17 protein-coding genes and 1 tRNA gene are annotated in these 12,223 nt (G+C 69.4%); 7 read left to right on the top strand and 11 right to left on the bottom strand.

Going from position 1 to position 12,223, the window contains the following annotated elements:
• A partial coding sequence (locus ACYQ1K_RS15295) for a biotin carboxylase N-terminal domain-containing protein (protein WP_459983971.1) occupies window positions 1–501 on the bottom strand: 501 nt, incomplete at its 3' end.
• Between the two features lie 116 nt (window positions 502–617).
• Here ACYQ1K_RS15295 and ACYQ1K_RS15290 point away from each other — a divergent pair.
• Both ACYQ1K_RS15290 and ACYQ1K_RS15285 read left to right on the top strand, forming a co-directional pair.
• Complete coding sequence (locus ACYQ1K_RS15290) at window positions 618–1,814, top strand: acyl-CoA dehydrogenase family protein (protein WP_459983970.1); 1,197 nt, start codon at window positions 618–620, stop codon at window positions 1,812–1,814.
• A 34-nt stretch (window positions 1,815–1,848) separates the two neighbouring features.
• A complete protein-coding gene (locus tag ACYQ1K_RS15285; protein WP_459983969.1) occupies window positions 1,849–2,370 on the top strand; it encodes a GtrA family protein in 522 nt (173 codons plus the stop codon).
• On the opposite strand, the gene ACYQ1K_RS15280 is transcribed toward ACYQ1K_RS15285, so the two are convergent.
• From ACYQ1K_RS15280 to bcp, 3 genes are all read right to left on the bottom strand, one after another.
• On the bottom strand, window positions 2,355–2,963 hold the full coding sequence (locus tag ACYQ1K_RS15280) for a Maf family protein (RefSeq protein WP_459983968.1): 609 nt from the start codon (window positions 2,961–2,963) through the stop codon (window positions 2,355–2,357). The two genes, ACYQ1K_RS15285 and ACYQ1K_RS15280, sit on opposite strands and share 16 nt — an antisense overlap.
• Window position 2,964: 1 nt before the next feature.
• Window positions 2,965–3,037, bottom strand: a tRNA-Leu gene (locus ACYQ1K_RS15275).
• A 135-nt stretch (window positions 3,038–3,172) separates the two neighbouring features.
• Window positions 3,173–3,640 (bottom strand): thioredoxin-dependent thiol peroxidase, encoded by a 468-nt coding sequence (gene bcp / locus ACYQ1K_RS15270; RefSeq protein ID WP_459983967.1) that lies wholly within the window; start codon window positions 3,638–3,640, stop codon window positions 3,173–3,175.
• Between the two features lie 44 nt (window positions 3,641–3,684).
• Between bcp and ACYQ1K_RS15265 the strand changes: the two genes are divergently transcribed.
• Window positions 3,685–3,939 carry a DUF3618 domain-containing protein gene (locus ACYQ1K_RS15265; protein ID WP_459983966.1) on the top strand — a complete coding sequence of 85 codons (255 nt, stop codon included), beginning with the start codon at window positions 3,685–3,687 and terminating at the stop codon, window positions 3,937–3,939.
• Window positions 3,940–3,947: 8 nt separating this feature from the next.
• Window positions 3,948–4,271 carry a GroES family chaperonin gene (locus tag ACYQ1K_RS15260; RefSeq protein WP_459983965.1) on the top strand — a complete coding sequence of 108 codons (324 nt, stop codon included), beginning with the start codon at window positions 3,948–3,950 and terminating at the stop codon, window positions 4,269–4,271.
• 4 nt (window positions 4,272–4,275) lie between these two features.
• Here the strand turns inward: ACYQ1K_RS15260 and ACYQ1K_RS15255 are convergent, their stop codons facing one another.
• From ACYQ1K_RS15255 to ACYQ1K_RS15245, 3 genes are all read right to left on the bottom strand, one after another.
• A complete protein-coding gene (locus ACYQ1K_RS15255; RefSeq protein WP_459983964.1) occupies window positions 4,276–4,902 on the bottom strand; it encodes a class F sortase in 627 nt (208 codons plus the stop codon).
• On the bottom strand, window positions 4,899–6,188 hold the full coding sequence (locus ACYQ1K_RS15250) for a hypothetical protein (protein ID WP_459983963.1): 1,290 nt from the start codon (window positions 6,186–6,188) through the stop codon (window positions 4,899–4,901). Before ACYQ1K_RS15250 ends, ACYQ1K_RS15255 begins: the two co-directional genes overlap by 4 nt.
• A gap of 103 nt (window positions 6,189–6,291) precedes the next feature.
• Window positions 6,292–6,711 carry a PPOX class F420-dependent oxidoreductase gene (locus ACYQ1K_RS15245; RefSeq protein WP_459983962.1) on the bottom strand — a complete coding sequence of 140 codons (420 nt, stop codon included), beginning with the start codon at window positions 6,709–6,711 and terminating at the stop codon, window positions 6,292–6,294.
• A 110-nt stretch (window positions 6,712–6,821) separates the two neighbouring features.
• Here ACYQ1K_RS15245 and ACYQ1K_RS15240 point away from each other — a divergent pair, with 110 nt between their 5' ends.
• From ACYQ1K_RS15240 to ACYQ1K_RS15230, 3 genes are all read left to right on the top strand, one after another.
• Window positions 6,822–7,154, top strand: a complete 333-nt coding sequence (locus tag ACYQ1K_RS15240; protein ID WP_459983961.1) for a hypothetical protein — start codon at window positions 6,822–6,824, stop codon at window positions 7,152–7,154.
• 171 nt (window positions 7,155–7,325) lie between these two features.
• On the top strand, window positions 7,326–7,574 hold the full coding sequence (locus ACYQ1K_RS15235) for a type II toxin-antitoxin system Phd/YefM family antitoxin (protein WP_459983960.1): 249 nt from the start codon (window positions 7,326–7,328) through the stop codon (window positions 7,572–7,574).
• The gene (locus ACYQ1K_RS15230) at window positions 7,571–7,975 is read left to right on the top strand and encodes a type II toxin-antitoxin system VapC family toxin (protein WP_459983959.1); all 405 of its coding nucleotides are present in this window, start codon (window positions 7,571–7,573) and stop codon (window positions 7,973–7,975) included. Before ACYQ1K_RS15235 ends, ACYQ1K_RS15230 begins: the two co-directional genes overlap by 4 nt.
• Window positions 7,976–8,079: 104 nt before the next feature.
• Here ACYQ1K_RS15230 and ACYQ1K_RS15225 read toward each other — a convergent pair whose 3' ends face one another.
• The 4 genes from ACYQ1K_RS15225 to ACYQ1K_RS15210 are packed head-to-tail and all read right to left on the bottom strand — an operon-like array spanning window position 8,080 to window position 12,088.
• Window positions 8,080–9,258, bottom strand: coding sequence for a right-handed parallel beta-helix repeat-containing protein (locus ACYQ1K_RS15225; RefSeq protein ID WP_459983958.1), 1,179 nt, complete (start codon window positions 9,256–9,258; stop codon window positions 8,080–8,082).
• Between the two features lie 24 nt (window positions 9,259–9,282).
• The gene (locus ACYQ1K_RS15220) at window positions 9,283–9,492 is read right to left on the bottom strand and encodes a hypothetical protein (protein WP_459983957.1); all 210 of its coding nucleotides are present in this window, start codon (window positions 9,490–9,492) and stop codon (window positions 9,283–9,285) included.
• Window positions 9,476–10,726, bottom strand: a complete 1,251-nt coding sequence (locus ACYQ1K_RS15215) for a glycoside hydrolase family 32 protein (protein ID WP_459983956.1) — start codon at window positions 10,724–10,726, stop codon at window positions 9,476–9,478. The genes ACYQ1K_RS15220 and ACYQ1K_RS15215 overlap by 17 nt, the downstream gene beginning before the upstream one ends.
• A gap of 6 nt (window positions 10,727–10,732) precedes the next feature.
• A complete protein-coding gene (locus ACYQ1K_RS15210) occupies window positions 10,733–12,088 on the bottom strand; it encodes a glycoside hydrolase family 172 protein (RefSeq protein ID WP_459983955.1) in 1,356 nt (451 codons plus the stop codon).
• Between the last annotated feature and the right edge of the window lie 135 nt (window positions 12,089–12,223).

Genomic DNA, 12,223 nt, shown 5'->3' with positions numbered 1-12,223 from the left:
ACCGCCGCCGAAGACGGCTTTGATCGCGACCGGGAGGCCGTTCTCGCGGGCGAAGGCGATGATCTCCTCGGCGTCCTTGACCGGGTCCTTCAGGCCGGGGGCGAGGGGGGCGTTGGCCTGTTGGGCGATCTGCTTGGCCTTGGCCTTGTCGCCCAGGGCTTCGATCGCGGCGGGTGGGGGGCCGATCCAGGTCAGTCCGGCATCGAGGACGGCTTGGGCGAAGTCGGCGTTCTCGGCCAAGAACCCATAGCCCGGGTGGACCGAGTCCGCCCCGGACCGCTTCGCGACGTCGATGATCTTGTCGATGGAGAGGTAGGACTCCGCCGGGGTCGCACCACCCAGGGCGTAGGCCTCATCGGCCAGCCGGACATGCAACGCGTGGGCGTCGGGGTCGGCATAGACCGCCACACTGCCGATCCCGGCATCCTTCGCAGCGCGGATCACCCGCACCGCGATCTCGCCACGGTTCGCGATCAGGACCTTCGACAGCGGCTTGCTCAACTCGACGACTCCTCCGACTACCAAAGCGTGGGCCGTCCCACTCTAGGGGAGTGCCGCACGGGCGTCGTGTGAGCATCGTCTCGCGGTTTTGGTTAATGAACGCTAACCTGTTCGTCATGCCTACTTCGAACGGTTACGGCGAGCTGTCCCGCGAGCACGAGGAGTTCCGGCGGGTCGTGCGCGACTTCGCCGAGGCGGAGATCGCCCCTCACGTCGCGCAATGGGACCGGGACCACCACTTCCCGGTCGACGTCGTCCAGAAGATGGGCGACCTCGGTCTCTTCGGCCTCACGGCTCCGGAGGAGTTCGGCGGCGCCGGCGGGGACTTCACGTCGCTGTGCGTGGCGATCGAGGAGCTCGGACGGGTGGACCAGTCGATGGGCATCACCCTCGAGGCGGGGGTGGGGCTCGGGATCAACCCGATCCTCACGTTCGGCACGCCAGCGCAGAAGAAGCAGTGGCTGCCGGACCTCGTCGCCGGCCACGCGCTGGCGGGCTTCGGCCTGACCGAGCCCGGCGCCGGCTCGGACGCGGGTGCGACCCGGACGCGCGCGGAGCTCGTCAACGACGAGTGGATCGTCAACGGCGCCAAGCAGTTCATCACCAACTCCGGGTCCTCGATCACCAGCCTGGTGACCGTCACCGCGCGGACCGGCGTCAAGGACGACGGCAAGCCGGAGATCAGTGCGATCGTGGTGCCGTCGGGCACGCCGGGCTTCACCGCCGAGAAGCCGTACGAGAAGCTCGGCTGGCACGCCTCCGACACCCACCCGCTCACCTTCGAGGACGTGCGCGTCCCCGCGGACCACCTCTTGGGGGAGCGCGGCCGGGGCTACGCCCAGTTCCTCGCCACGCTCGACGACGGGCGGGTGGCCATCGCCGCGCTGGCCGTCGGCCTCATCCAGGGGTGCCTCGACCTGTGCGTGACCTACGCCGGCGAGCGGCAGACCTTCGGCGGCCCGATCGGGCGCAAGCAGGGCGTGGCGTTCCAGATCGCCGACCTCGAGGTCATGCTGCACGCCGGCCGGCTGCTCACCTACCGCGCCGCGGCTCTCAAGGACGCCGGCGCCGCCGCCGGCAAGGTCAACACCGCGGAGTTCAAGCAGGCCGCGGCCATCGCGAAGCTCTACACCTCCGAGTCAGCGGTCACCGCGACGCGCATCGCCACGCAGGTGTTCGGCGGCTACGGCTTCATGGAGGAGTACGCCGTGGCGCGGTTCTACCGGGACGCCAAGATCCTCGAGATCGGCGAAGGCACCTCCGAGGTCCAGCGGATGCTCATTGCACGGGGGCTCGGTCTGCCTGTCGAGTGAGGCGCGGGGCGGTCCGCCTCCTACCATGGGCCGCATGCCGCGCCGCCACGTGATCGTCGAGGCCGCGCGGTTCATGGCGGTCGGAGCCGTGTCCACGGCGGTGGCGATTGTCCTCTACAACTGGCTGGCCTACGAGCCCTACCAGCTGTGGTCGCCGTTGAAGGGCCACCTCACCTGGGCCTACATCGTCTCGCACGGCGTCGGCATGATCGTGTCCTACGAGCTCTCGCGCCGGTGGACCTTCCGGCAGCGGTCCGGCAGCACGAAGGCCGGCGAGGGCTTCCTGTCCTACGCCGTCATCAACATCATCACCATGACGACGATCCCCCTCGGCTGCCTTTGGTTCAGCCGGCACGTCCTGGGGCTCACCTCACAGCTCGACGACAACCTCGCCGGCAACTTCATCGGACTGCTGCTCTCGCAGGTGGCCCGGTTCTACCTGTTCCGGCGGTTCGTGTTCCACCGGCCGATCCGCTACACCGAGGTCTACGACGACCCCTCCGAGGACCTCGGCGATCCCGACGAGCCGGTCGGGGAGCCTCAGCTGGTCGACTGAGCCCACAGGCTCGGCCACCAGTGGCCCAGCTCGCGCACGAGCTCGCGCAGCAGCGGCAGGCTGACGCCCACGACGTTGTGGTGGTCGCCTTCGATCCCGGTGACGAAGCCGCCGCCCAGGCCGTCGACGGTGAACGCGCCGGCCACGTGCAGGGGCTCGCCCGTGGCGACGTACGCCGTGATCTCCTCATCCGTCACGTCGGCGAAGTGGACGGTCGTGCTGGCGGTCGCGGCCGCCGTCCGGCCGGTCGCGGTGTCGACGAGGCTGTGACCGGTGTGCAGCACGCCCGAGCGTCCGCGCATGTCCTGCCAGCGCCTCATCGCCTCCTCCGGCGTGCCCGGCTTGCCCCAGGGCTCGCCATCGAGGTCGAGGACCGAGTCGCACCCGAGCACGAGCGCGCCGACGGGCACCTCGCCGCGCGGTGCCACCGCCGCGGCCTTGAGCTCGGCCAGCTGCAGCGCGAGCTCCACCGGGGCGAGCCCCTCGAGCTGGTCCTCGTCGACGCCGCTGACGATCACGACCGGGTCGACGCCCGCGTTGCGCAGCGTCTGCAGCCGGGCGGGGGACTGGGAGGCCAGCACGAGGACCGTCATGTGCGCCCGGTGAGATTCGAACTCACACTTGACGGCACCTAAAGCCGCTCTCTCTGCCGTTGGAGTACGGGCGCTCAGCGGACAGTCTAGGGACCTCCCTGATCGTCCTCGGGACCCGCTGGTTCGTCGAGGTATGCAGCCGAGTCGTCACTGCCCGCGTGGAACTCCGCACGGGGAGTGCCCACTCGGCTGCATACCTCGACGAACGGTCAGCCGAGCCCCAAGTCCTTGCGGAGCTTGGCGACGTGGCCGGTGGCCTTGACGTTGTAGGCGGCGTACTCGATCTTGCCGGTCTCGTCGACGACGAACGTCGACCGGATGACGCCCTCGACGACCTTGCCGTAGAGCTTCTTCTCGCCGAACGCGCCCCAGGCCTGCAGGACCTCCTTGTCGGGGTCGGAGAGCAGGGTGATCGTGAGGGAGTCGCGCTCGCGGAACTTGGCGAGCTTCTCGGGCTTGTCGGGCGAGATGCCGAGCACCTCGTAGCCCTGGGCCTTCAGCGCGTCGAGGGAGTCGGTGAAGTCGCAGGCCTGCTTCGTGCAGCCGGGCGTCATGGCCGCCGGGTAGAAGTAGACGATCACCTTGCGACCGGCCAGGTCACCCAACGAGACGCTCTCGCCGGTGTCGGAGGGCAGGGTGAAGGCAGGCGCTGTGTCACCGGGCTGGAGGCGGCTCATGGTGCGAAACCTACTCGGTGGCAGTGTGTTGATAACTTGGGCCCATGACCAAGGCCGATCGCTCGTCGCAGCTCGAGCACGAGATCGAGGTGACGCGCGAGCGCCTCGCGGGAACCATCGACCAACTGATCTACCGGTCCAGCCCGAAGACGATCGTGCGACGCCAGATCGAGGCGATCAAGGCGACGTACGTCGACCCGGTGACCGGCGAGCCCAACACGCCCAACATCCTCAAGACCGTCGGCGTCGTGGCCGGAGTCGTGGGGCTGATGGTCACCCTTCGCAGGCTGTCGCGGTAGCAGCGCCGGTGAGCAGCAAGACTCCGATCAAGATGCTCCACGACCGGATCCTCGTGGAGCTGGACCGCGAGGCCGGGGAGCGCCGGTCCTCCGGCGGGATCGTCATCCCTGCGACGGCCGCGATGGGCGCGCGCCGGCTGTCGTGGTCGCGGGTGGTCGCCGTCGGTCCGCACGCACGGTCGGTGCAGGTGGACGATCGCGTGCTGTTCGACGCCGAGGACAAGGCCGAGGTCGAGGTCTCCGGCGAGGTCTACATCATCATGCGCGAGCGGGACGTGCACGCCGTCGCGGCGGAGCGGGTCGCCGAGGAGGCCACCGGCCTCTACCTCTGAGGCCTCACCCGAGGGCGCCGGTCTGTCTCTCGGCGGGCTCGCCGAGCGGGCGAGCGAGGACCACCACGTTGCTCTCGTACTCGGCGCCGTTCCAGTCCGTGCACGTCACCAGGACCAGTCGCCCGCGGCCCCGGTCCTGGCCGAACAGCTGCTGCGCGTGCCGCGCGAGCTGACGATGGCTGTAGACGGTCGTGCGCTCGACCTCGTAGCGCATGGTGCCGCGCCGCGAGATCACGTCGACGAGGTCCCCCGTGGTGAGACGACCCAGCCGGTCCATGCTGGCGCCGCCGGTGTGCACCGTGTGACCGGTGATGACGGTCTGCCCCTGCGGCGCCCCCGGCTTGGCGCTCGCCGACCACCAGCCCACTTCGCGGTAGTCGCGTGGCGGGTCCAGCGCCCGGCCGGCCATCTCGATCGGCACGATCGGTGCCGTCACCCTCAGCTTCGGCATGGCGAGGCGGATCGGCGCTCCGGGACTGACCGCCGCATATCGCGGCGCCCCCGCCTCCGCCTCGTGACCCGGCACGACGAAGGACCCGATGACGGCCCCTCCCGCCAGGACGCCGACCAGGAGCTGGAGGCCGGTCGCGGTCGCGGCGGCGTACCGTCCGAGCCGCGCGAGCCCGCTCACGACCGGAGGCTGCGCCGGAAGCCCCAGACGCCCGCGCCGGTGCCGGCCAGCACGAGCCCGGCGAGTGCGGCGATCGCGAGCGCGGAGGGCGCGTCCTCGAAGGAGGCGGCGCCGGACTTCACGGCCGTCGGGACTGCCGTGTCCGCGGGCGGGTCGGCCACAGGCGCGTCAGCCGGAGTCGACGGGTCGAGCGCGGGCGCTGCGGCCGGAGCCGCGAGACGTCCACTCGGACCGCAGGTCACATGCCCGACGACCAGGCTCGCGAGATCGGCGTCGACGAACTGCTGGGCTGCGGGCAGCACACTGAGGTCGAGCGCCGTCACGTCGATGGCGCCGGCTGACGGCCTCGACTGCTTGTTGAGCTCGATGTCGAGCACGTTCTGGTCCAGCGGCGCCAGCTGAGGGCCGAGGGCGTCCGTGACGTTCGCCTTCACCTGGTCGAGGACGGTCGCCACCGTCATCCCGGCCGGCATCGTGAGGCTCGCCAGCGGCCCCGACGAGCCGCCCAGCGCGGTGTCGAGCTGGTGCGCGACGGCCTCCTCGACGGCGGTGACGACCTTGCTCATGTCAGTGAGCACGTGCGTGTTGGGAGCAGGATGCACGGGCAGCGAGACCAGGTCGACGCGGCCCAGCGGCGCCGGAGCCGCGAGATAGGCGGTCCCGTCCGCGATGCTGGCGGTGCCGCCGGCGGTCCCGGGGTCTGCGGCGCAGGAGGCCTGCACCGCCTTTACGTCGAGGCCGAGCGTGGGGCTGCCGAGAGCGTCGAGCAGCTGGTTGACCACCGGCGCCGCCGCAGCGGACACAGCACCGGCGATCGTCGTGTCGATGCCCTGGTCGATGTCGTCGGGCGCCACCTGCACATGGCTGAAGTCGGCGGTGGCAGCGCCCATGGTGACGGTCTGGCCGCCGGTCAGGCAGCTGGTCCCGTCCCCGACCTGGGCCAACGTCGCACCTTGCCCGGCGATTCCGGCGCAGGCGGCCGAGTGGCCGTGGCCGTCCGCCACACGTGCCGCGGCATCCTGCGCCAGGGTGCCGAGGTTCGTGGCCCGCTGTCCCGCGAGCGCCGGCACGGCGGGACTGTTGGTGCCGGAGGTCGACTCGCGGGTCCCGTCGTTCGTGGCCGTGAAGGTGCCCGAGTCGGCCCCGTGCCCCGCGACGCTGACCTGCAGCGCGGTCGCGGAGGCACGGGCGATCGGATCGGCGGCGTACGCCGGTCCCGTGGCCAGAAGCGCCAGGGCCGCGGCCGCTGCGGCCGAGCTGGCACGGGGGAACAGACGGTGACTCAACTCGACCTCCACGTCGCTCAGCGCCCTCCCCGCAGGCGCGGGTGGACGAACCGATCAACGGCCCCGGTCGGCGAAGGTTACGCGTCAGTAACTCGTGGGTCGCTCACGGCAGAAGGCCGTAGGCGCGCGTGGGCCGCAGACGCACCACCAGCCGGCCGTCGGCGACCATGGCGCGGCGGTAGTCGTCCCAGTCGTCGTGCTCGCCCTTGATGGCGCGGAACAGCTCGACCAGCTCCTCGACGGTCGCGTCGTCGGGATCCTCGGCGACGGGGGAGAGCTCGACATCGCACTCGAGGACGACGTACTCCCAGAAGCTGCTCCCGTTGACGTGCAGCGCCGCCCACGGCCGCCGGCGGAGGTTGCGGACCTTGGCGCGGTCGGCGACGCTCGAGACCCGGACGATGCCGTCGCTGCCGACCGCGTGCGACACGTTGGACAGCTGAGGGTGGCCGTCGTTCTTCAGGGTGGCGAGGACGGCTTCGTGGCCGGCGGCGACGACGGCCAGCGCATCGGTGATCTCCATGTCGGCAGTGTGCTCCACCGGTGGTCGTGTGGCGGGGACGTCGCCCGGGTACCTCCGAGACGGGAGTGAGGCATGACCCTGCATCGTCGCGGGGTTCCTGGGAGGACGTCATGAAGGCTCTTCGATGGCTCGGCGCGAGCCTGCTCAGCCTCGTCGGAGGACTGCTCGGGTTGGTCGGGGCGCTTCTGTGCGTCACGATCATCCTGGCCCCGCTGGGCATCCCGATCCTGTTCCTGGCGCGCCGCCTGTTCCGGACGGCGGGGGATCTGGTGATCCCGCGCAAGGTGCGGCACCCGCTCGAGGCGCTCAGCGATGCGGCCTCCGACAGCACGTCCGACGTGACCAAGACCGTCGGCAAGAAGGGCAAGGCCGCCCGCAAGCAGAGCAAGCGGGCGACCCGCAAGGTCACCAAGAAGGCGAAGAAGGCCAAGAGCGCCCTCTGACGGTCGTCTCCGGACCAGCGCCACCTGTCGCGGACGTCATGCGGACGGAGCAAGTGGTTGCACCATCGGCATGACGTCCTGGACGGAACCCGGCCAGGGGCGCCAGCTCCTGTGCTGGCTTCGAGGGATCGCGACATCTCGCACGGCTAGCACAAGTGCTACTCTCGGAGCATGGAGACGGTGGGGCTGCGCGAGCTACGACAGGACGCCTCCGAGCTGGTACGGCGGGTCGAGGCGGGCGAGGAGATCACGATCACCGTCTCCGGACGTCCCAGTGCTCGGTTGGTCGCGGCGCGCGCCGTGGAGTGGCGAGCGTGGGGTGAGATCGCAGACCTCTTCCACGGGCCCGCCGATCCGGATTGGGAGAGCGACAGGGACCTGGTCGACAACGAGGTTCGCGATCCCTGGGCAGAGCGGTGACGGCGTCGAGCGCCGCACCTGAGCGGGCCATCCTCGACACCAGCGTGCTTGTCGGTGAGCAAGTCGCGCCGATACCGGGCCTGCTCGCGATCAGCGCGATCACGCTTGCTGAACTGAACTTCGGCGTCCTGGTCGCGAAGACGACGGAGGTCAGGGCAGAGCGACTCCGTCGGCTCAACCTGCTGCAGCGTCGCTTCGACGCGCTCCCTGTCGATGAGGCTGTTTCCGTCAGCTACGGCCGCCTCGCGGCTGCTGTCGTCGACGCAGGGCGGCAGCCGCGGGGTCGCGTGATGGACCTCTTGATCGCTGCCACCGCTCACGCTCACGGCGCGCGGCTCTACACACGCAACCTTCGCGACTTCGTCGGACTCGACGGTCTCGTGGACGTTGTCGGGGTGTGACGGCTCCCGACGAGGGGACCAAGGGCCGCGAAGGGGACTTTCGACCGCGGCGCGGTGCGCTGGCCAAGAGTGTCCAGCGCACCGCGCGCTCGGGTGAAGGGGCCTCAGGGTGTGGCGACGAACGACATGTTGCCTCCCGTGAGGTCTTGCAGCTGCGAGGAGGTTCCGGACCACAGGACCTTCGTGGCAGTGGTGCTGGAGTCCAGGACGTGGCGCACCGGTATGTTCGAGACGAGCTTGTTGGTGGCCAGGTAGTTGCCGTTGCCGCCCTTGACGAGCACGACGGTGGGCGTGGCACCCGCGGGCACGACGTTGGCCGCAGGCACGTTGAACGAGAACGTGTTCGACGTGACCGAGTTGTCGTTGCCGTTGAGCTGGACCATGCCGTAGAGATCGTCGTTGCGGGCGGGCCCGCCGTCGCCGAAGATGCGGCGGAAGTGGTTTCCGGAGATGAGCTGCTCGTGGCACGGGGTCTCGTGCACGATCATCCCCGAGAAGTTGCTGACGAACTTGTTGCCGGTGATGACGGCGCGGTGCACGCTCTTGAACTGCATCCGTGCCCCCCACAGCAGGCTGTTGCCGCTGATGACGCAGTTCTCGTTGTTCTCGATGAAGAGCGAGTTCCCCGCCCACGCGCTGATCAGGTAGTTGTTGGTGACCTTGCCGACGATGGACCCGTCGTTCATCTGGATGGCGCTGCCGCACTCGGCGATGAAGTTGTTGGTGATGTTGAAGGCGTCGGCGTTGCGCACGACGAGGGCGTTGGCGAGGTAGACGAACCCCATGCCCTCGACGCGGAGCGAGTCGGTGTCGTACTGCACCTTGATGCCCGTCTTGCCGTTCCCCGGCAGGTAGGGCTTGGAGCTGCTCACCCCGTCGATGCAGAAGTCCTGGAAGACGATCGAGTTGAGACGCCCGTTGGTCCCGGGGTCGGTGGCCCGGTTGACGAGGAACCCGACCTGGTTGGTGTTGGCGATCTGCACGTGGCTGGACCCGGGCAGGGTCTCGACCCAGGCGGAGTGGTCGACGTCGTCACGGATCGCCTCGGACATGAAGCCGTGCCCCGACCCCTTGATCGTCAGGAAGCCGACGTCGATGTTCACCGTGGTCTGGAGTGTGTAGTGCCCCGGCGGGATGTAGATGACGGCACCCGGACGGGTCGTCTGCCCGGTCTGCTGGGAGTGGATGTCGGCGATGATCTCGTTGATGACCAGGCCGATGTCGGTGTAGGGGGACACGGTCGCGCCGGGCCACGCGGTCACGTCGTAGACGGTTGATGCCATGGAGTGGTTCCTCTTCCTTCTCGCTCAGAGCAGGCCGACGATGGAGTCGTACGGCGGTGGGGGCTGCCAGGCAGGAGCGGCCGCGTCCGCGCGGTCGATGCCGAACGCCAGGCGGGCGAAGGGCGTCACCGCCGCGGTCGCGGCGAGGACCTGCAGGATCCTGCGACGCGAGACGCCCGGGTGCGGCCTCTCGTGCGCCGACTCGACGGACCCCATGTCAGCGGCCCGTCCCAAGGAACCATGCTTCGACCCCTTCGCTCGCCGAGCGCCAGGTGGTCGTGTGCTCGACGGGGCCACCGAGGATCCCGCGATCGGAGGAGACCTCGATGACGGACCCGTCCACGACGACCCGCAGGCGCTCACCGCTCCAGGGCATCGACCAGGCTTCCTGGCCGGGCCGCTCGAGCGTCACGATCTGGTCCTGCACGGCCAGGCGGGCGGTCTTGCCCGCGGGACCCTCGAGCAGCAGTTCAGCGTCGGTGGACGTCGGGTGCCAGGTGAGATCGAAGCTTGCGGCAAGCTCGCCGGCCTCGAGGGGCTTCTGCCGCCTGAGATCCAGGTCGGGGTGGGGTGAGGCGACCAGCCGGCCCTCACGCACCGACAGCAGGTGGGGCACGCTCAGGCAGCTCGCCCACCCGGCCTCGGCATCGACGACGCCGCGCATCCAGAACATCAGGCACGGCCGGCCGTCCTTGTCCCGGAAGAACGAGGGCGCATAGTAGGAGCCGCCGAAGCTGAGCTGCCCCCACTCGGTCGGGGAGAACCGACCGGCGGCGTAGGTCTCGGGCCCACCGAGCGCGTAGCCGGCGTAGTGGAGGACGTCGTCGTCCCAGACGGAGCTGACCATGGCCCAGTGACCGTCGACGTCGAAGATCTGCGGGCACTCCCACAACGCCCCCATCCAGACCGGCTCGACCTCCGTCGTCGACCGGGACAGTGCGACGCCGTCGTACGTCCAGGTGTCCAGGTCCTCGGAGGTGTAGGTGAGTGCGAGTGCGTCCCCGCCGCGGGTCGCCGCCCCGACGAACATCCGCCAGCCTTCGCCCTCGCGCCGGACGAACGGATCGCGGAAGGCGATGAGATCCAGCTCGGCAGGGGGCCGGACGACGATCTCGCCCTTCGTCCAGGTGTCCCAGGTGGTGTCGTGCGGGGTGGCGAGCCTGACGCGACCGAGCCCCAGGTCGGGGTGGGCCACCGAGGTGTAGAGGATGCGCGTGCGCTCCCGGTCGTCCACGAGGCTGCCGGTCCAGATGCCGTCGTCGCCGTCGCCGGGCGCGATGGCGATCTCGCGGTGGCTCCAGGTCAGCAGATCCGGGCTGACGGCGTGGCCCCAGTGGCAGTTCGGCCCCCACACCAGGCTGTCGGGGACGAACTGGTGGAAGAGGTGATATTCGCCGGCGTGGAAGGTCAGGCCGTGCGGGTCGTTGATCCAGCCCTGCTCGGCGGTGAAGTGGAGTAGCGGCCGCATCGCCAGTCACTTCCTTCCAGCGTCGTAGGCGCGACGGATCGCGCGGGCCTGCTCGACGTTGCCGCGCTCCCACTGGTCGACCTGCTCGCGGCGCTCCTCACGCAGCGCGTCGCGGGCCTCGACGAACCTCCGCATCCGCTCCTCGGCCTGTGCGCGGGCGGCGCGCTGCTCGTCGGTCAGCGTCGGGAGGGGCGCCTCGATCACCCGGTCGACGGGCCTCAGCGGGAGGCGCTGGTCGACGTCGGGCACCTCCAGCACGGGGGAGGGCAGGGTCTGATACCAGTACGCCGTCGACGACCAGTCGTCGGAGAGGTGGTTGCCGTGACCGTGCTCGAAGGTCACCTTGATCCGCTTCTCGAACCGGATCGGGTCGACCATGTGGAACCGGTAGCTGTGGTGGAAGCCGGGGACGTCCTCCTCGTGCACGATCGTCCCGTTGAACTGGTAGGCGTTGCGCTGCATGCCCCAGGCGTGTCCGAAGTAGTCCTCCATGCCGGTGCCGTGGAGGCTCGGGGGCCAGGTGTCGTCGTCGATGAAGATCATGTCGTCGCCCTCGCCCCACCACGAGCCTTGGAAGTGGCGGACGGCCAGCGTGCAACCGACGTAGTGGCCGCGGCCCTCGGTCTCCAGCGCGACGTAGTTGTCGGCTCCATCGAGGTTGGCGACGGTGGTCTCGATGCTGTTGGCCTGCAGATCCGGACCCCAGCCGACGTTGGGCAGCGCCCGACGCCAGTGGGCGTGGAAGTAGACCGTGTCCTCGGGGAGAGGCGTGGGGGAGAGCTCGTAGTCGATGTAGAAGTACTGCAGGTAGGGGATGTCGTTCTGGTTCTCCACCACCACGCGCGCCCGCTTGGCGAACGGCATCCGGAAGTAGCTGTTGAACGCGGCGCTGCCGCCGAAGGTGTGCAGCTCCGGCTCCTTCGCCGACACCGACAGCGGCAGGGAGTCATAGCTGCCGGACAGGGAGTTCATCAGCCCGAAGAAGTCGCCGAGTGGTGCGATGACGCTCGGGGTCTCCTGGTCGTCCCAGTAGATCTTGAACAGGATCTTGCGGTAATAGTCCGGGTCCACGACCTCCCAGCTGACGCCGAGAGCGTTGTGGATCTCGAGCATCGGCACGCCGACGACGGCCGGGTCGATCTGGCCGGGCCCGGGCTGGATGCGGCAGGACTGCGTCATCCAGATGTGGGTGATGAACCCAGGGCCCTCGAGGTCAGCGAGGGTGCGCTCCTCGCCCGGCATGACGATCCAGTTGTCGCGGTTGCGGCCGGTCTGGTCGAAGCTGGAGGCGCGGGCCGACCGCCCCGAGCGGGCCCTGGTGAGATCTCCCAGGAGGCCGCCGGTAGGGGAGTCTGAAGTCATGGTCGTCCTTTCGTCGGGGCATGCCCAAAGCATCGAAACGTTTGCGTGTGTGCCGCATCGTAGACAGGGTGACTCCCGTCACGCAATCAACGCCGTCCGACAGGTATGGTCTGCGAATCACATGGGGATGCCGGA

The sequence above is a fragment of the Nocardioides sp. AN3 genome, assembly GCF_054653495.1.
Note: the sequence above shows the minus strand (reverse complement) of the source record. Positions and strands in the feature narration are given on the sequence as shown.

What these genes read in the sequence shown, in the direction of transcription:
- ACYQ1K_RS15290 (WP_459983970.1), top strand. Translation starts at nt 618, where the DNA reads ATGCCTACTTCGAACGGTTACGGCGAGCTGTCCCGCGAGCACGAGGAG.
- ACYQ1K_RS15285 (WP_459983969.1), top strand. Translation starts at nt 1,849, where the DNA reads ATGCCGCGCCGCCACGTGATCGTCGAGGCCGCGCGGTTCATGGCGGTC.
- ACYQ1K_RS15280 (WP_459983968.1), bottom strand. Translation starts at nt 2,963, where the DNA reads ATGACGGTCCTCGTGCTGGCCTCCCAGTCCCCCGCCCGGCTGCAGACG.
- bcp (WP_459983967.1), bottom strand. Translation starts at nt 3,640, where the DNA reads ATGAGCCGCCTCCAGCCCGGTGACACAGCGCCTGCCTTCACCCTGCCC.
- ACYQ1K_RS15265 (WP_459983966.1), top strand. Translation starts at nt 3,685, where the DNA reads ATGACCAAGGCCGATCGCTCGTCGCAGCTCGAGCACGAGATCGAGGTG.
- ACYQ1K_RS15245 (WP_459983962.1), bottom strand. Translation starts at nt 6,711, where the DNA reads ATGGAGATCACCGATGCGCTGGCCGTCGTCGCCGCCGGCCACGAAGCC.
- ACYQ1K_RS15240 (WP_459983961.1), top strand. Translation starts at nt 6,822, where the DNA reads ATGAAGGCTCTTCGATGGCTCGGCGCGAGCCTGCTCAGCCTCGTCGGA.
- ACYQ1K_RS15235 (WP_459983960.1), top strand. Translation starts at nt 7,326, where the DNA reads ATGGAGACGGTGGGGCTGCGCGAGCTACGACAGGACGCCTCCGAGCTG.
- ACYQ1K_RS15225 (WP_459983958.1), bottom strand. Translation starts at nt 9,258, where the DNA reads ATGGCATCAACCGTCTACGACGTGACCGCGTGGCCCGGCGCGACCGTG.
- ACYQ1K_RS15215 (WP_459983956.1), bottom strand. Translation starts at nt 10,726, where the DNA reads ATGCGGCCGCTACTCCACTTCACCGCCGAGCAGGGCTGGATCAACGAC.
- ACYQ1K_RS15210 (WP_459983955.1), bottom strand. Translation starts at nt 12,088, where the DNA reads ATGACTTCAGACTCCCCTACCGGCGGCCTCCTGGGAGATCTCACCAGG.